We start from the raw sequence: 17190 nt of genomic DNA, 5'->3' as shown, positions 1-17190 counted from the left end.
GGTATAGTGAGGCCGTTGCGCAGCGACAATGCCTTCGTTCAAACCGGGCCATTCGTCCAAACCGGGGCCAATCGTCCAAACCGGGGCCAATCGTCGAAATCGGGTTTTTGGAGCTTGCGGATCTTGCCGGTGTTTGGCAATCGTTCATGGTTCGTGCCCGCGGGTCGACCTATATCCGATGGATCGAATTCAGCCCCCTGGAAGGGCATTGGATTGCGATATCGGACCGGGGGCCGTAGACTGAATTGCTCCAGGTTGGTGCGGCCGCATTAAAGCGAGGAATACGGATGGGCGCCGGAGCCTTGATCCAGAATGTTGAACCCGCGAACGCCGAGCGCCAGCGATGGCTGGCCATGGCGGAAAAGGCGCTTGCCGGCGCTTCCTTCGAGGAAAAACTGGTCTCGCATACAGACGACAACATCCGCATCGAACCGCTCTACGACCGCAGCATGGCGGCGGAACCGATGGTGCGCACAAACCCCACCTCGCCCTGGATCGTCAGCCAGCGGGTCGACGATCCCGACATAGACCGCGCAAAGGCGCAGGTGCTGGAGGACGTGGCGCAGGGGGCCACTGGTTTGTCGCTTGTTTTCGAAGGTGCCCCGAATGCATTCGGCTATGGCCTGCCGAGGACGGCGCAGGCACTGGAGACGGTGCTGGACGGCGTGCCCCTCAACCGCGTGCAGGTCCGCATCGACGCCCATCCCTGGAGCCGCGCCGTGGCCGACTGGCTGGTGGCGTTCCTGAGCAAGCGCCGGTCCGATCCGACAAAGCTCAACCTCTCCTTCGGCATCGATCCGGCAGCTATTTTTGCCGGAACCGGTCGGTTGCGCATGTCGATCGAGGCCCTGCAGGCATCGATGCCGCAATCGCTGGCACATTTCTTCTCGATGGGCGTTCCGGGTGTGCTTCTGGAGGCGGACGGGCGCGTGTTCCACAATGCCGGCGCGACGGAAGCACAGGAACTCGGCATCATGCTCGCTTCCGCGGTGTCCTATCTCAGAATGTTCGAGAAGGCGCGGCAGCCGCTTGTCTATGCCGCGCCCCATATTGGTTTCGCGCTGAGCGCCGACCAGGACCAGTTCCTGTCGATGGCAAAGGTCCGGGCCCTGCGCAGGCTTTGGGCGCGTGTACAGGAGGCGTGCTCGATCCCGAATTCCACGGCCAATGTCCATGCCGAGACATCGTTTCGCATGATGACGGCGATGGATTGCGAGACGAACATCCTGCGTACCGCCATTGCCGGCTTCGCCGCGGCGGCGGGCGGCGCGGATTCCATCTCCATCCTGCCGCACACGATCGTGCACGGCCTGCCGGCGGGCTTCGCCCGCCGCGTCGCCCGCAACGCGCAACTGATCATGGCCCATGAAAGCCATATCGATCATGTCGCCGATCCTGCCTGTGGTTCAGGCGCTGTCGAAGCGCTGACCGAGGAACTGTGCGAGGTGGCCTGGGCGGAATTGCAGAAGATCGAGGCCGAGGGCGGCGTGTTGTCCAGCCTCCAGGACGGACATATCCAGGGACGCGTTCACGCCGCGGCGGCGCGGCGCAACGCGGCCTACAAGGCAGGCGAACGAACCATCATCGGCACCACACTTTATCCCCTGAAAAGCGATCGGCCGGTCGAGACACTGGCGGCGGAACGGCGACCTGCCTTCACCGAAGGCGTTGCCGTCTGCGAGCCCCTGTTTCCCGCCCGCATCGACCAGTCGATCGGAGCCGTCTCTTGATCCCGGATTTCGGCCAGATCGGCTGGGTGCCGCCACGCCGCGTTGCCGTCGAGGTCAAGGGCCAGCGGACGACGCCGGAAGGTCTGGTCGTCAAGCATCTGTACAATCAGGGCGACCTCAAGGGCTTGTCGCATCTCGACACCTATCCGGGCCTGCCGCCCTTCGTGCGAGGCCCTTATCCGACCATGTATGTCCAGCAACCCTGGACGATCCGGCAATATGCCGGCTTCTCGACGGCGGAGGAGTCCAACGCCTTTTATCGGCGCAACCTTGCCGCCGGCCAGAAGGGCCTGTCGGTCGCCTTCGATCTCGCCACGCACCGGGGCTATGACAGCGACCATCCGCGCGTCGCCGGCGATGTCGGCATGGCGGGCGTCGCCATCGATTCCATCCTCGACATGCGGCAACTCTTCGACGAGATTCCGCTCGGCGACATGACGGTGTCGATGACGATGAACGGCGCGGTGCTGCCGATCATGGCGCTCTACATCGTGGCGGCGGAAGAACAGGGCGTTGCGCAGAAGGACCTCGCGGGAACGATTCAGAACGACATTCTGAAGGAGTTCATGGTCCGCAACACCTACATCTACCCGCCGAAACCCTCGATGCGGATCGTTTCGGACATCTTCTCCTATACGTCGAAGAACATGCCGAAGTTCAATTCGATCTCGATCTCGGGCTATCACATGCAGGAGGCCGGTGCGACGGCCGACCTCGAGCTCGCCTATACGATCGCCGACGGCATCGAATATGCCCGCGCCGGCGTTGCGGCGGGCCTTGATATCGACCGCTTTGCGCCGCGCCTGTCCTTCTTCTGGGCGATCGGCATGAACTTCTTCATGGAGGTGGCCAAGCTGAGGGCGGCGCGCCTGTTGTGGGCGACGTTGATGGCGAAGAACTTTGCGCCGAAGGACGAACGCTCGCTGTCGTTGCGCACCCATTGCCAGACCTCGGGCTGGTCGCTGACGGCGCAGGACCCCTACAACAACATCATCCGCACCATGATCGAGGCAATGGCGGCGACGCAGGGTCACACGCAGTCGCTGCACACCAATTCCTTCGACGAGGCGATGGCCCTGCCAACCGACCACTCGGCCCGCATCGCCCGCAACACGCAACTCATCCTGCAGAAGGAATCCGGCACCACGCGCATCATCGATCCCTGGGGCGGTTCTGCCTATCTCGAACGGCTCACGCATGACCTGGCGGCGCGCGCACTTGCCCATATCGAGGAGGTCGAGGCGCTCGGCGGCATGGCCGCCGCGACGGAAAAGGGCATCCCAAAGCTGCGCATCGAAGAGGCCGCGGCGCGCACGCAGGCGCGCATCGATTCCGGCGAACAGATGCTGGTCGGCGTCAACGCCCATCGTCCAGGGACCGACATTGAGGTCGACGTGCTGAAGATCGACAATGCCGAAGTCAGGGCCCGGCAACTGTCGAAGCTGCAACGGCTGAAAGGCACGCGCGATGTCGCCGCCGTCGAAAGCGCGCTCGATGCACTGACCCGTGCCGCACAGGGTGATGAAAACCTGCTGGAGTTCGCCATCCGCGCCGCGCGCGCCAATGCCACCGTCGGCGAGATCTCGTTCGCGTTGGAAAAAGCCTTTGGCCGCCACGTTGCAACGGTCCAGACCATTTCCGGCGTCTACCGCAAGGCGCTCGGCGACAATCCGGTGGTCGACCGGCTGCAGGACAAGCTTGAAGCCTTTGCAAAGAAATTCGGCGGCAAGCCGCGCATCCTCGTCGCCAAGATGGGACAGGACGGCCACGACCGTGGGCAGAAGGTCATCGCCACGGCTTTCGCCGATCTCGGTTTCGACGTCACTGTCGGCGCGATGTTCCAGACGCCGGAGGAAATTGCGAAGCTGGCGATCGAACATGACGTCCATATCGTCGGCGCCTCGTCGCTGGCAGCAGGACATCTGACATTGATCCCCGAGTTGCGCGACGCGCTGAAAAAGCTCGGACGAAGTGACATGCTGATCGTGGCCGGCGGCGTCATTCCGCCACAGGATTACGACGCGGTGTTGCAAGCCGGCGCGGCGGAAATCTTTCCGCCGGGTACTGTTATTCCGGAGGCGGCGGATCGGTTGATGGATCGGCTGTTGGCGGGCTGAGCGAACATTGCTGTATTGCCGGTAAAGGTTGTGCCAAACTGACAGACGCAACCAAGGGTAACGACCGTGAAGACTGTCATCCACAAGCTCGAAGACGGATCAGGCGCCGTGATCTTGCCACGGGAAATGCTCAACAGCCTGAACCTGCAAGTGGGCGATCAACTCCAGATTGTCGAAACCGATGACCGCGTCATTCTAAGACCGGTGGAGAGTGACGACGTCGAACGGCAGATGCGCGCTGCTCGCGATGTCATGGACAAGTATGAGGTCACATTGCAAAGGCTGGCCAAATAGATGACGCCAACTGGCGTCAGCCATCCGAGAGCTTGACGATTTCCCATTCCTTGCCGTTGACCGCAACGACCTCGCCAACCTTCTTGCCGAACAAGGCGACGGCCATCGGCGAGACATGGGAAATTGTGCCTTTGGCCGGATCGGCCTCGTCCTCGCCGACGATCTTCCAGTGTACCTTCTTGCCGTCACCGCCTTCAAGCGTGACGCCCATGCCGAAGCGCACCAGATCGCTGCCTGGCTCGGGCACGGACAGTTCGGCGCTTTCGCGCCGGGCCGTCCAGTAACGCAAATCTCGTGACACGACCGCGATGCGCTCGCGGTCTGCCTTCTTTTCGGCTTTCGCCAGTATATCGCGCAGATCGGCGAGGTTTTCCTCGATCTGCGCCAAACCGTGCTCCGTCACCAGGTTGCGGTGCGGGCTGATCGGCCGCTCGCCGATGCCGGCGATGGCATTTTCGCTGTCTTCCTCGCGGGTGAAAGCTCTACTCATTGCCTGAGCTTAGGCGCGGAGAGGCTGCTCGACAAGCCATAGCCTTTATCTTCGAGAGAGACAAAACGTCTGGCACGATTCCTGCGGTGTCTGGGTTGAACGCTGGGGTTCTGTGCCGATGTTGAACAGACGAACGCTGCTTGTTGGAACCGCCGGCTTTGCCGTTGTCGGCCTGTCGCTCGGCAGAGCAGCGGCCGCAGGCCTGACCGGCATCGAGAAAGCGTCCATGCGCGGTTCGATCAACGCCACCGAACTTGGCGTGCAGCCAGGCACTTTTGACGATCAGAGCAAGGCCTTTGCCAAGCTGCTGCGCGACGCAAACGACCGCGATATGCCGGTGTTCCTGCCGCCGGGCACTTATGTCGTCTCCAACCTCTCGCTGCCCAACCGCGTGCGTCTTTCCGGCGTGCCGGGCGCAACGCGGATCGTCTATGGCGGCGACGGGCACCTCTTCATGGCCGAACAGGCCGATCATATCGAACTGAGCGGGCTGGTCTTCGATGGCACAAACCGCTCGATGGACGACTACGCGCAGGGGCTGCTCGATCTGCGCCGGGTCGCTCACCTCGTCGTCGACAATTGCCAGGTCACCGGCAGCGGCAAGAACGGACTGGCGCTGGAACGCGCGGCGGGCCGGGTCGAACGCTCGGACATATCGGGCGCTGCCGATGCCGGCATCTATTCGGTCGAGGCCAGCGGACTGGCGATTTCAGGCAACACCGTCTCCGACTGCGCCAATGGCGGTATCCTCGTGCATCGCTGGCAGGCGGCGGAAGACGGCACCATGGTCACCGGCAACCGCGTCGAACGCATCCAGGCGCGCAGTGGCGGGACTGGCCAGAACGGCAATGGCATCAACGCGTTCCGTGCCGGCAATGTCGTCATCTCCGGTAATATCGTCTCGGACTGCGCGTTCTCGGCGATCCGGGCCAACAGCGCCAGCAATCTGCAGATATCAGGCAACACCTGCTCGCGTTCGGGTGAGACAGCGGTCTATTCCGAATTCTCCTTCGAAGGCGCCGTCATCAGCAACAATATCGTCGACGGCGCCGCCAACGGCATCTCGATCGTCAACTTCAACGAAGGCGGCCGCCTGGGAGTCTGCACGGGCAACATCGTGCGCAACCTGTCGACCACTGGCCCCTACCCCGCCGATCCGCCCGGGTTTGGCGTCGGCATCAGCGTCGAGGCCGACACGACCGTCTCCAACAATGTCATCGAGAACGCACCGCTCTATGGCATGCAGATCGGCTGGGGACCGTATCTGCGCAATGTCGTCGCCACAGGGAACGTCATCCGCAAGGCCGGCACCGGCATTGTCGTCAGCGTGGTCGAAGGTGCGGGCACGGCGGTCATCTCCGACAACGTCATCGACGGGTCGCTGAAAGGCGCCGTTATCGGCCAGCGCTGGGCCGACCCTGCGACGGGCGACCTGACGTCATCCGACAAGACCGGCTATGCGCACCTAACCGTCGAGCGCAATCACGTCAGCTAAGTGCTCATTGCCTCAGGCCAAGGCCGCAGTCGGCCGAAGCGCACCTACTTTGGCGCCGATCCGGCTTTCGATTGGCGCGTTCGCCAATTCGAGCAACTTCGCCGCCAAGGGCTCGTCCGCGAAGAGCAGCTTAGCGAGGACGGCGGCAGCCATGGCCTCGCCGGCGCGGCCTGCCCCGTCATCGCATTTGATCGCTATGCCGAAGCCAAGTTCGGGTATGGCGCTACAGTGCACACCTTCGGCGCCGCCTTTCGCAAAAATCCGGCCAGGGGCAGCTTCCATCAAAGCGACGTCGGCGCGGCCGGTGCCGGCAACGAAGAATGGCTCTGCCATGCAGGCCGAAAACAGACGTTTTGCGGCCTTGGCCCGTTCAGGGCCAAAACCATTTGTCGTCGCCATGCGAGCAAAGCCGAGCGCGAAACTCCTGAGCGGCACCGCGTAGGTCGGGATCGAGCAGCCATCGGTCGCTCGCTCATCGGCGCCGTGGGCAGCACCCGTCACCGCCTGCATGGCATCGCGCACCATTTCCTGCAAGCCGTGCCCCGGCTTGACATAGCCGCGGTGCGCAATACCCGCGTGGACGCAGGTGCAGAGGAAGCCGGAATGCTTGCCGGAGCAGTTGTTGTGCAACGCGTTCGGCGTTCCGCCGGCGCGGGCGAGTGAAATCTCCGCGTCATGGTTGGAGGGCCAATGCGCGCCGCATTCGAGCGCCGACCCGTCAAGCCCGGCCTTGGCCAGCATGGATCGCGCCAGTTCGACATGCGCCGGTTCGCCCGAATGGGACGCACAGGCGAGTGCCAGTTCGCGGTTGCCGAAGCCATAGGCATCGGCCGCCCCACTTTCGACCAGCGGCAGCGCCTGGATCGCCTTGACCGCCGAGCGCGGAAACACCGGCTTCGACGTGTCGCCGATCTCCAGGACTGGCTTGCCGTCGGCGTCGAAGACCGCGACTGCACCGCGATGAGCGCTCTCGACGATCGCGCCGCGCAAGACTTCGACCAGAACCGGATTTGCCATGTCACCTCCCGCTAGCGAAGGCCTCGAAAATCGATTCCGATTTTCGAGGCCTTCGCTCAATCACAGTGTTACAGCGCCCTGTGCGCGCCCCAACGGGCGCGCGGCGCTGTAATGCGGGCGGTTTATCTGATCCGGTCGAGAATGGAAACGTAGTTGGCGACCGCGGCACCACCCATGTTGAAGATGCCGCCAAGTTTTGCGCCCGGCACCTGGATGCCACCCGCCTCGCCGACCAGTTGCATCGCGGTCAGGACATGCATGGAGACACCGGTGGCGCCGATCGGATGGCCCTTGGCTTTCAGCCCGCCGGACGGGTTGACCGGCAGGCGGCCGTCCTTCGCCGTCTCTCCGCTCATGGCCAGCTTCGCCCCCTCACCCGGCTTCGCCAGACCCATGGCCTCATATTCGATCAGCTCGGCGATGGTGAAGCAGTCATGGGTCTCGACGAAGGAGAGATCGTCGAGCGTCACGCCGGCGTTCTTCAGCGCCTGGTTCCAGGCGTGCTCGCAGCCCTCGAAGGCGAGGATGTCGCGCTTCGACATCGGCAGGAAGTCCTGCACATGCTCGTTGGCACGGAAGGCGACGGCACGGCGCATCTTCAGCGCCGTCCCGGTGTCGGCAAGGATAAGGGCGGCGGCGCCGTCTGAGACCAGCGAGCAGTCGGTGCGCTTGAGCGGGCCGGCAACGAACGGGTTCTTCTCGCTCTCCTGGCGGCAGAACTCATAGCCGAAGTCCTTGCGCATCTGCGCATAGGGATTGTCGACACCGTTCTTGTGGTTCTTGGCGGCGATCATCGCCAGCGCGTCGGACTGGTCGCCATAGCGCTGGAAATAGGCCTGCGCGATCTTGCCGAAGACGCCGGCGAAACCGGCCGGCGTGTCGCCGTCCTCGGGCAGATAGGAAGCCTTGAGCAGGTTCTTGCCGATCTCGGGACCAGGTGTCGTCGTCATCTGCTCGGCGCCGACCACCAGCACGATACGGGCGGCGTTGGCATCGATGGCGCGAATGCCTTGCCTGACCGCCGCCGATCCCGTGGCGCAAGCGTTCTCGACGCGCGTCGCCGGCTTGAAGCGCAGCCGATCGTCAGCCTGAAGGACCAGGCTGGCGGTGAAATCCTGCGCCGAAAAGCCGGCGTTGAAGTGGCCGAGCACGATCTCGTCGACCTCGTGCGGACCGATGCCGGCATGGTCGAGCGCGTCCGTTGCCACCTTGACGATCAGGCCCTCCAGCGTCTCGCCTTCGAGCTTGCCGAAGCGCGAATGCGCCCAGCCAACGATGCATGCGGTCATGGCGGTCTCCATCCTTGGCGCCAGCCTAGCATGTGGGCTCATGGCGCACTTCGCGTTTATTGTTCAAATGTAAACAATCTTGCCCGCTTCGGGAAGGGCCGGAACCAGACAATCGCTTGGTACAGGCCGAGCCACCGCCAATTTTTTTGTTGATTGACCCGTCAATAAAAAATAATCCTGCTTCAAAGGACCATAGCGAAATGCCGAAAGTCGGAATGGAACCCCTGCGCCGCAAGGCGCTCATCGACGCGACGATCTCGGCGATCGGCGAGCGCGGCTCGCTGGACGTGACCATGTCCGAAATCGCCGGGCGCGCCGGCGTTTCATCGGCCCTTGCGCATCACTATTTCGGCGCCAAGGACGAATTGCTGCTGGCGACGATGCGGTACATCCTGGCCGAGCTGACCGCCGACACGTTGCGCGCCCTTGGTTCGGCCAGCACCCCGCGCGAACGTGTCTCGGCCGTGGTGGCCGTCAATTTCTCCGATATCCAGTTCCAGCCGGAAACCATCGCTGCATGGCTCGCCTTCTATGTCGAGGCGCAGAAGTCTTCCTCGCTGCGACGGCTGCTCAGGGTCTACGCGCGGCGGCTGCATTCGAACCTGATGAGCGGCCTGACCGGCATCATGCCCCGAGCCGAAGCCGACCGCGTCGCCGAAGCGACAGCGGCAATGATCGACGGGCTCTACATCAGGCGCGCTCTGAAGGACGGCGTGCCCGACGCCGCGACCGCGATCGCGCTGGTCGAGGACTATCTCGAAATCAAACTCGGCGAGCGGCACAAACAGTGACAACCAAGCGACCCAATTTCCTGATCATCATGGTCGATCAGCTCAACGGGACTTTTTTTCCCGATGGGCCGGCCGCGTTTCTTCACGCTCCAAATTTGAAAGCGCTGGCCGCGCGTTCGGCTCGATTTGCCAACAACTACACGGCGTCGCCACTGTGCGCCCCGGGGCGCGCCTCGTTCATGAGCGGCCAGTTGCCGTCGCGCACCGAGGTCTATGACAACGCCGCCGAGTTCGCCTCGTCGATCCCGACCTTTGCCCATCATCTGCGCGCCGACGGCTATCACACCTGCCTGTCGGGCAAGATGCATTTTGTCGGACCGGACCAGTTGCACGGCTTCGAGGAACGGCTGACCACCGACATCTATCCCGCCGATTTCGGCTGGACGCCCGACTATCGCAAACCCGGCGAACGCATCGACTGGTGGTATCACAATCTGGGCTCGGTGACCGGCGCCGGTGTCGCCGAGATCAGCAACCAGATGGAGTATGACGACGAGGTTGCGTTCCACGCTGTGCAGAAGCTCTATGATTTCGCCCGCGTTTCCGACGATGCGTCGCACCGGCCCTGGTGCCTGACCGTTTCCTTCACGCATCCGCATGACCCCTACGTGGCGCGGCGGCAGTACTGGGATCTCTACGAGGACTGCCCTGCGCTCGAGCCCGAAGTGGGCTTCATCCCCTATGACAAGCAGGACCCGCATTCGCAGCGGCTCTACAAAGCGTCCGACTACGACAGTTTCGACATCACGGCCGAGCAGATCCGGCGCTCGCGGCGCGGCTATTTCGCCAACATCTCCTATCTCGACGACAAGGTCGGTGAGTTGCTGTCGGTGCTGGAACGCACCCGCATGCTCGACGACACCATCATCCTGTTCTGCTCCGATCACGGCGACATGCTCGGCGAGCGCGGCCTGTGGTTCAAGATGTGCTTCTTCGAGGGTTCGGCGCGGGTGCCGCTGATGATCGCCGGCAAGGGTGTGCCGGCTGGCCTGGTCGAGGCGCCGGTCTCCAATCTCGACGTGACGCCAACGCTGTGCGATCTCGCCGGCATCGACATGAGCGCGATTGCGCCCTGGACCGACGGCCAGTCGCTGCTGCCGCTGCTCGATGGCAAGCAACGCACCGCACCGGTGCTGATGGAATATGCGGCCGAAGGCTCCAACGCGCCCCTCGTGGCGATCCGCGACGGCCGTTACAAATTCGTCCATTGCGAAATCGATCCGCCACAACTCCATGACGTCGAAGCCGACCCGCATGAGTTGAGCAATCTCGCCACCGATCCAGCGCATGCCGATCTGGTGGCGGCTTTCATGGCAAAGGTCCGGGCGCGCTGGGACATGGCTGGCTTCGACGCTGCCGTTCGCGCCAGCCAGGCACGGCGCTGGGTGGTCTATCCGGCGTTGCGCAACGGCACGCACTACCCCTGGGAGTTCCAGCCGCTGCAGAAGGCCTCGGAACGCTACATGCGCAATCATATGGATCTCAACGTGATCGAAGAGCAGAAGCGGTTTCCGCGAGGCGAATGATGACCGACCTTCTCGTCCCCTCCCTGGACCATCTCAAGCAGGCCTATGCCGTCACCTCCCGGGCGACGCAGATCACGCCGCTGCTGGAATCGGCAGCCTTGGCCAGCGAGACCGGCGCGGCCCGCGTGTTCATCAAGCCGGAATCGCTGCAATGGGCGGGCTCCTTCAAGGTTCGCGGCGCCTACTGGCGCCTGAAGCAGCTTTCGCCTGACGAAGCACAGAAGGGCGTCGTTGCCTATTCCTCCGGCAATTTCGCGCAAGGGCTGGCGGCTGCCGGCCAGGCGCTTGGCATTCCCGTTACCATCGTCATGCCGATCGACGCACCGGCCGCCAAGCGCGACGCCACGGCAGGTTATGGCGCCCGCGTCGTGGTCACCGACCATGGCGAGCGCGCGCGTGAGGAAGTCGCTGCCGCCAAGGCACGCGAGATCGCGGAGACCGAAGGTCTGGCCTTGCTGCATCCGTTCGACGATCCCGAGATCGTCGCCGGCCAGGCGGGCGCCGGCCTCGAAGCGCTCGACCAGCTTGAAGCCAAGAACGCCACTGCCGACCTGCTGTTCTGCTCGGTTGGCGGCGGCGGGCTGATCGGCGGCGTTTCGCTCGCCTTTCACTATTTGTCACCCGCCACTGAAATCATCGGCGTCGAGCCGGAAGGTTTCAACGGCATGGGCTCGTCGCTCGCGCATGGCAGCATCGAGACGATGCCGATCGGACCGAAGTCGATCTGCGACGGGCTGATGTCGCGACGGCCGGGCGACGCACCGTTCGCCGCGGTCAAGACCGCGGGTGTTCGCGGCATCACCGTCGATGATCAATCGGTGCGGCGCGCCATGCGGATCGCCTTCGAGCGGATGAAGCTGGTGCTCGAGCCGTCGGGCGCGGCGTCGCTGGCGGCGCTGCTCGGCGGCAAGGTGGATGTGAAGGGCAAGACCGTCCTTGTCGTGGCAACCGGCGGCAACGTTTCGCTCGCCGATTTTATGGCGCATATGAACCATGCTTGAAGCGGATTTTGTCATCATCGGCTCTGGCTCGGCCGGCTCGGCCATGGCCTACCGCCTGTCGGAAGACGGTAAGCATTCGGTGATCGTCATCGAATTCGGCGGCTCCGATATCGGGCCGCTGATCCAGATGCCGTCGGCGCTGTCGATCCCGCTCAACATGAGCCTCTACGACTGGGGCTTTGCCAGCGAGCCGGAGCCGCATCTCGGCGGCCGCGTGCTGGCGACGCCGCGCGGCAAGGTGATCGGCGGCTCATCCTCGATCAACGGCATGGTCTATGTGCGCGGCCACGCCCGTGACTTCGACCACTGGGCCGAAGAGGGTGCGACCGGTTGGGGCTTTGCCGACGTGCTCCCCTATTTCAAGCGCATGGAAGATTCGGACGGTGGCGAGGACGGCTGGCGCGGTCACCGCGGCCCGCTGCACGTGCAGCGCGGTTCGCGGCGCAATCCGCTGTATGGCGCCTTCGTCGAGGCCGGCCGCCAGGCCGGGTTCGAACTGACCGACGACTACAATGGCTCCAAGCAGGAAGGCTTCGGGCCGATGGAGCAGACCATCCGCGGCGGCCGCCGCTGGTCGGCGGCGAGCGCCTATCTGAAGCCGGCGCTCGGGCGCAAAAACGTGAGTCTGGTCAAGGGCTTCGCCCGCCGGGTGATCATCGAGAATCAACGCGCCATCGGCGTCGAGATCGAAGCTCACAAACAGATTCAGGTCGTTAAGGCGCGACGTGAGGTGATCGTCGCGGCGTCGTCGATCAACTCGCCCAAGATCCTGATGCTGTCCGGCATCGGACCGGCCGAGCATTTGCGCGAAAACGGCATTGCCGTGGTGGCCGACCGGCCCGGCGTCGGCCGCAACCTGCAGGACCATATGGAGCTCTACATCCAGCAGGAATCGACCCAGCCGATCACGCTGAATTCGGTGCTGAACCCGTTCTCGAAGGCACTGATCGGCGCCCAGTGGCTGTTCTTCAAGTCTGGGCTCGGCGCCACCAACCATTTCGAGGCGGCCGCCTTCGTGCGCTCGCGCGCCGGCGTCGACTACCCTGACATTCAGTACCACTTCATTCCGGCCGCGGTCCGCTATGACGGCAAGGCGGCGGCCAAGTCGCATGGCTTCCAGGCGCATGTCGGGCCGATGCGCTCGAAGTCGCGCGGCTCGGTGACGCTGCGCTCGCCTGACCCGAAATCGAAGCCGGTGATCCGCTTCAACTACATGTCGCATCCGGACGACTGGACGGAGTTCCGCCACTGCATCCGGCTGACCCGGGAGATCTTCGGCCAGAAGGCATTCGACGCCTATCGCGGCCAGGAAATCTCGCCGGGTTCACACGTGCAGTCGGACGACGACCTCGACGTCTTCATTCGCGACCATGCCGAGAGCGCCTACCATCCTTGCGGCACCTGCAAGATGGGCCGTGCCGACGATACGATGAGCGTCGTCGATCCGGAGTGTCGGGTCATCGGTATCCAAGGATTGCGGGTCGCAGACTCCTCGATCTTCCCGCGCGTCACCAACGGCAACCTCAATGCGCCGTCGATCATGACCGGCGAAAAGGCATCCGACCACATTCTTGGCCGCACGCCGCTGGCGCCCTCCAACCAGGAACCATGGATCAATCCGCGCTGGCAGGCGTCAGACAGATAGAGCATGATCCGGCGTACGTTCCCGCCCAAGCGAAGACGATTTGGAGACCTCCCATGCGCGCCCAGCCCACGGCATCGCACTACGTCAACGGACGCTACATCGAGGACGAAGGCGGCGCGCCACTGCCGGTCATCTATCCGGCAACCGGCGAGACCATCGCCATGCTGCGTTCGGCGACGCCAAACGTGCTGGAACTCGCCATCGAGGCCGCGCGGGCGGCACAACCGGCCTGGGCGCGACTGAAGCCGGTCGAACGCGGGCGCATCCTGCGCCGTGCCGCCGACATATTGCGCGCCCGCAATGCCGACCTCGCCCGCATCGAAACGCTCGACACCGGCAAGGCGATCCAGGAGACGCTGGTGGCCGACGCGCCGTCGGCAGCGGACTGCCTTGAGTATTTCGGTGGCGCGGTCGCCACCTACAATGGCGAGGCTGTCGATCTGGGCGGGCCCTTCGCCTACACCCGACGCGAAGCGCTCGGCGTCTGCGTCGGCATCGGTGCCTGGAACTACCCGATCCAGATCGCCGGCTGGAAATCAGCCCCGGCGCTCGCCATGGGCAACGCCATGGTGTTCAAGCCGTCGGAAAACACACCACTGTCGGCGCTGGCGCTGGCCGAGATCTACAGCGAGGCCGGCCTGCCCGATGGGCTGTTCAACGTGGTGCAAGGCTATGGCGATGTCGGCGCCGGGCTTGTCGGACACGATGTCGTCGCCAAGGTCTCGGTGACCGGCTCGGTGCCGACCGGCCGCAAGGTGCTGTCGCTTGCCGGCTCGAAGATGAAGCACGCGACGATGGAACTCGGCGGCAAGTCGCCGCTGATCGTGTTCGACGATGCCGACATCGAGAACGCCATTGGCGGCGCCATGCTCGGCAATTTCTATTCGACCGGCCAGATCTGCTCCAACGGTACGCGCGTCTTCGTGCAGAGCGGCATCCACGACCGCTTCGTCGACCGTTTGATAGAGCGAACCAAGAAAATCCGTATCGGTGATCCGCTCGACCCCGAAACCCAGATGGGGCCGCTGGTGTCGAAAGCGCAGCACGACAAGGTCGTCGGCTATATCGGGATCGGCAAGCAGGATGGAGCGACGCTTGCCTGCGGCGGCAACGTGCCTTCGCTGCAAGGTTTCCAGGGCGGCTTCTTCGTCGAGCCGACGGTGTTCACCGGCGTCACCGACACCATGCGCATCGCTCGCGAGGAGATCTTCGGGCCGGTGATGAGCGTGCTGAAATTCGACGGCGAGGACGAGGTAATCGACCGCGCCAACGACACCGAGTTCGGCCTTGCCGCCGGCGTCTTCACGCGCGACCTGTCGCGCGCCCACCGCGTCATCGCCGAGCTGCAGGCCGGCACCTGCTGGATCAACGCCTACAATCTGACGCCCGTGGAAATCCCGTTCGGCGGCTTCAAACAGTCAGGGATAGGGCGGGAAAATTCGCTCGCGGCGCTGGCGCTTTATTCGCAGATGAAGTCGATCTATGTCGAGACCGGGGATGTGGCCAGCCCCTATTGAGGTCTTACGCCGCCTTGTCAGATGTGCCGTCCAGATACTGGGTCAGCGCGCAGACCAGATGATAGAAGATGCTGGCCGGAACGTCAGTGGCCAGCGAGCGGCCGCGTTCGTCGATGCGGTCGATCCACAGGCCGAGCGGCGCCGGGTCGATATGCCAGCGAAACAGCCGGCCGACGCGCGCCTCGATCTCCGGTTTGAGATCGGGACCGCCCGAACCATCGAGCGCAATCGCCGCCTTGACCGCTTCGGCCTGCGGCCAGCTGCGTGATATCAGGTCGAGCGGCAGGCCCTGCCTGGAGACGGCACCATAGGCAAGGCCGGTAGCGCGGTTGAGCCCGTTGGCAATGGCCGAGGCATAGAGTTTCCTGGCGAAACCGCTCAGTTCGGCCTGGCCGCTGCGCCCGGCGAAATCGACCAGCAGCGAGGCCCATTCGAAATGGTGGCCGGGCTCGGTCCAGGTCCCCTTCTCGCCGGCGGCCGGTTTCCATTCGGCATCGAAATACTCGCCGAGCGTCCAGCTTTCCGGGTCGAAGAAATGGCTGCGGAAGAGGTCGATGATGCGCGCCGCACGGCGCAGGTGGGCGCGGTCGCCGGTCGCCTGATACCAGGCAAGAAAAGCCTCGAGCAAATGCATGTGCGGATTGGAGCGCCGCTCGCCTTCGCCGTCGGACGTTTCCAGGAAGCCGGTCATGCGATGATCCTCGAGATGCGCATCGAGAAAGGCGAAGGTCTCCTCGCCAAGCCGCAAGGCATCGGGATTGCCTGACATATGCGCATGCGCCAACGCCAGCAGCACGCAGGAGTGATCGTAGGCATCCTCGGTGGCGTCGGCGACCGAACCGTCGACATTCAGCGTGCGCACCCAGCCGCCATTGTCGGTGCGGCCCTGCCTGGCCATGAACTCGATGCCATGGCTGATGAGCCTATCGGCCGGACCATCCCAGCCGCGCGCCCTGGCGACGGCGAAGGCATAGACCTGCCTCGCCTGTGTGCGCATGCGCTTGGGCTTCATCAGCGGCGAAGCGTCGAGGCCAAGCGCTTCGTGAAAACCGCCATGGCGTTCATCGACGCCTGATGTCGACCATAGCGGCAAGGTCTCCTGGAACAACCAGTGATGCACGCGCCGCCGCCAGGCGCCGCTTTCGATGACGCGGTCATGCGCCGGTGTGAACCGGGTTTCCAGCCGGCCCGACTTTTCGAGCTGCTCGACGATCTTCTTGACGTGCTGGCTGTGGCTGACCGGTGCGACGAAAGTGGCGTCGGCGGTGGAGACGATGGCGACGTCCTTCATGCCGATCGCCGACAGCAAGCGGCCATCGCTGCGGATGTAGGAGTTCTGGCAATCGATGGCGACGACATCGCCGACAATGACATTGCCCTTGTCATCGGCAGGGCCGACATCGAGCAGCGACTGCCAGGAGCCGAGATCGTTCCAGCGGAAGCTGGCTGGCACCATGGCGATGTCTTCTGCCTGCTCCATGATGGCGTAGTCGATCGAGTTCGACGGGATGGCGGCGTAGAGCTCCAGCGGCATGTAGAGGCCGGAGAGATCCGATGTCGCCGCCTTGTAGGCGGCTTCGGTGGCCTGCCAGATGTCGGGCTGGAAAGCCGCGAAGGCGTCGCGCATGGCGCCGGCCCGAAACAGGAAAATACCCGTGTTCCAGTAGAAATTTCCGGCCTGGAGATAGCTCCGCGCAGTGGCAAGGTCCGGCTTTTCGACAAAGCGCGAGACGTCGAAGGTGCCGTCGCTTTCGGCTGCGACCTCGATATAGCCATAGCCGGTCTCGGGCTGTGTCGGCTTGATGCCGAACACCACCAGCCGGCCGGCGCGCGCCGCCTCGACACCTGCCTCGACGCTCTGCCAGAATTGGCGCGCGGTGGCGATTTCATGATCGGACGGTACCACCAGCACCAGGCTGTCGCCGAATTCGGACAAAGTGCGCAGCGTCGCCAGCGCGACGGCGGCGGCGGTGTTGCGGCCGATCGGTTCGAACAGCGGACCACCGCCGGCGAGATCGAGGCCGGCCAGGTCGGCATGGACACGGTCGGCATGGCGCTCCGAGGCGATCAGGAAGATCGGCGTCTCGCCTTCCGGCCTCGCCGCCAACCGACGCAGCGTCTTGGCCAGCATCGAGCCATCGCCGGAAAAATCATGGAACTGCTTGGGATTATCCTCGCGCGACAGCGGCCAAAGCCGCGAGCCGACGCCGCCGCTCATGACAAAACTGACGATCCGCTCGGTCATTCGGGTCTCGCGCTCACAAGGCAATTGGTGGCC

Annotated in this window: 13 protein-coding genes; 9 read left to right on the top strand and 4 right to left on the bottom strand. The window is 64.0% G+C overall.

Features of this window, described 5'->3' with window-relative positions:
- Nucleotides 1-287: 287 nt before the first annotated feature.
- From NR193_RS03530 to NR193_RS03520, 3 genes are all read left to right on the top strand, one after another.
- Nucleotides 288-1730, top strand: coding sequence for a methylmalonyl-CoA mutase family protein (locus tag NR193_RS03530; protein WP_256749495.1), 1443 nt, complete (start codon nt 288-290; stop codon nt 1728-1730).
- A complete protein-coding gene (gene scpA, locus NR193_RS03525) occupies nt 1727-3847 on the top strand; it encodes a methylmalonyl-CoA mutase (RefSeq protein WP_256749494.1) in 2121 nt (706 codons plus the stop codon). The genes NR193_RS03530 and scpA overlap by 4 nt, the downstream gene beginning before the upstream one ends.
- A gap of 66 nt (nt 3848-3913) precedes the next feature.
- Nucleotides 3914-4141 carry an AbrB/MazE/SpoVT family DNA-binding domain-containing protein gene (locus NR193_RS03520; RefSeq protein ID WP_256749493.1) on the top strand — a complete coding sequence of 76 codons (228 nt, stop codon included), beginning with the start codon at nt 3914-3916 and terminating at the stop codon, nt 4139-4141.
- Nucleotides 4142-4157: 16 nt separating this feature from the next.
- Here the strand turns inward: NR193_RS03520 and greA are convergent, their stop codons facing one another.
- The gene (gene greA / locus NR193_RS03515; RefSeq protein ID WP_256749492.1) at nt 4158-4631 is read right to left on the bottom strand and encodes a transcription elongation factor GreA; all 474 of its coding nucleotides are present in this window, start codon (nt 4629-4631) and stop codon (nt 4158-4160) included.
- Nucleotides 4632-4749: 118 nt separating this feature from the next.
- Between greA and NR193_RS03510 the strand changes: the two genes are divergently transcribed.
- Nucleotides 4750-6126 (top strand): TIGR03808 family TAT-translocated repetitive protein, encoded by a 1377-nt coding sequence (locus NR193_RS03510; RefSeq protein ID WP_256749491.1) that lies wholly within the window; start codon nt 4750-4752, stop codon nt 6124-6126.
- 12 nt (nt 6127-6138) lie between these two features.
- On the opposite strand, the gene NR193_RS03505 is transcribed toward NR193_RS03510, so the two are convergent.
- The gene (locus NR193_RS03505; protein WP_256749490.1) at nt 6139-7143 is read right to left on the bottom strand and encodes an asparaginase; all 1005 of its coding nucleotides are present in this window, start codon (nt 7141-7143) and stop codon (nt 6139-6141) included.
- 122 nt (nt 7144-7265) lie between these two features.
- Nucleotides 7266-8432, bottom strand: a complete 1167-nt coding sequence (locus tag NR193_RS03500) for an acetyl-CoA acetyltransferase (RefSeq protein ID WP_256749489.1) — start codon at nt 8430-8432, stop codon at nt 7266-7268.
- Between the two features lie 200 nt (nt 8433-8632).
- Between NR193_RS03500 and betI the strand changes: the two genes are divergently transcribed.
- The 5 genes from betI to betB are packed head-to-tail and all read left to right on the top strand — an operon-like array spanning nt 8633 to nt 14912.
- The gene (betI, locus tag NR193_RS03495; RefSeq protein WP_256749488.1) at nt 8633-9223 is read left to right on the top strand and encodes a choline-responsive transcriptional repressor BetI; all 591 of its coding nucleotides are present in this window, start codon (nt 8633-8635) and stop codon (nt 9221-9223) included.
- Nucleotides 9220-10749 (top strand): choline-sulfatase, encoded by a 1530-nt coding sequence (gene betC, locus NR193_RS03490; protein WP_256749487.1) that lies wholly within the window; start codon nt 9220-9222, stop codon nt 10747-10749. Before betI ends, betC begins: the two co-directional genes overlap by 4 nt.
- On the top strand, nt 10749-11750 hold the full coding sequence (locus tag NR193_RS03485) for a threonine/serine dehydratase (RefSeq protein WP_375162680.1): 1002 nt from the start codon (nt 10749-10751) through the stop codon (nt 11748-11750). Before betC ends, NR193_RS03485 begins: the two co-directional genes overlap by 1 nt.
- A complete protein-coding gene (gene betA / locus NR193_RS03480) occupies nt 11743-13395 on the top strand; it encodes a choline dehydrogenase (protein WP_256749485.1) in 1653 nt (550 codons plus the stop codon). The genes NR193_RS03485 and betA overlap by 8 nt, the downstream gene beginning before the upstream one ends.
- Before the next feature lie 53 nt (nt 13396-13448).
- Nucleotides 13449-14912, top strand: coding sequence for a betaine-aldehyde dehydrogenase (gene betB, locus NR193_RS03475; RefSeq protein WP_256749484.1), 1464 nt, complete (start codon nt 13449-13451; stop codon nt 14910-14912).
- 4 nt (nt 14913-14916) lie between these two features.
- On the opposite strand, the gene NR193_RS03470 is transcribed toward betB, so the two are convergent.
- Nucleotides 14917-17157: a mannose-1-phosphate guanylyltransferase/mannose-6-phosphate isomerase gene (locus NR193_RS03470; protein ID WP_256749483.1), complete on the bottom strand. Its 2241-nt coding sequence runs from the start codon at nt 17155-17157 to the stop codon at nt 14917-14919.
- Between the last annotated feature and the right edge of the window lie 33 nt (nt 17158-17190).

The organism is Mesorhizobium sp. Mes31, assembly GCF_024519675.1.
In the GTDB taxonomy this organism is placed as follows: domain Bacteria; phylum Pseudomonadota; class Alphaproteobacteria; order Rhizobiales; family Rhizobiaceae; genus Mesorhizobium.
The sequence above is the reverse complement of the archived record's forward strand: the minus strand, read 5'-3'. Positions and strand labels throughout refer to the sequence as shown.

Bases quoted from the DNA above. Each gene is read 5' to 3' on its own strand.
- NR193_RS03530 (WP_256749495.1), top strand. From the start codon at position 288: ATGGGCGCCGGAGCCTTGATCCAGAATGTTGAACCCGCGAACGCCGAG.
- greA (WP_256749492.1), bottom strand. From the start codon at position 4,631: ATGAGTAGAGCTTTCACCCGCGAGGAAGACAGCGAAAATGCCATCGCC.
- NR193_RS03510 (WP_256749491.1), top strand. From the start codon at position 4,750: ATGTTGAACAGACGAACGCTGCTTGTTGGAACCGCCGGCTTTGCCGTT.
- NR193_RS03505 (WP_256749490.1), bottom strand. From the start codon at position 7,143: ATGGCAAATCCGGTTCTGGTCGAAGTCTTGCGCGGCGCGATCGTCGAG.
- NR193_RS03500 (WP_256749489.1), bottom strand. From the start codon at position 8,432: ATGACCGCATGCATCGTTGGCTGGGCGCATTCGCGCTTCGGCAAGCTC.
- betI (WP_256749488.1), top strand. From the start codon at position 8,633: ATGCCGAAAGTCGGAATGGAACCCCTGCGCCGCAAGGCGCTCATCGAC.
- NR193_RS03485 (WP_375162680.1), top strand. From the start codon at position 10,749: ATGACCGACCTTCTCGTCCCCTCCCTGGACCATCTCAAGCAGGCCTAT.
- betA (WP_256749485.1), top strand. From the start codon at position 11,743: ATGCTTGAAGCGGATTTTGTCATCATCGGCTCTGGCTCGGCCGGCTCG.
- betB (WP_256749484.1), top strand. From the start codon at position 13,449: ATGCGCGCCCAGCCCACGGCATCGCACTACGTCAACGGACGCTACATC.
- NR193_RS03470 (WP_256749483.1), bottom strand. From the start codon at position 17,157: ATGACCGAGCGGATCGTCAGTTTTGTCATGAGCGGCGGCGTCGGCTCG.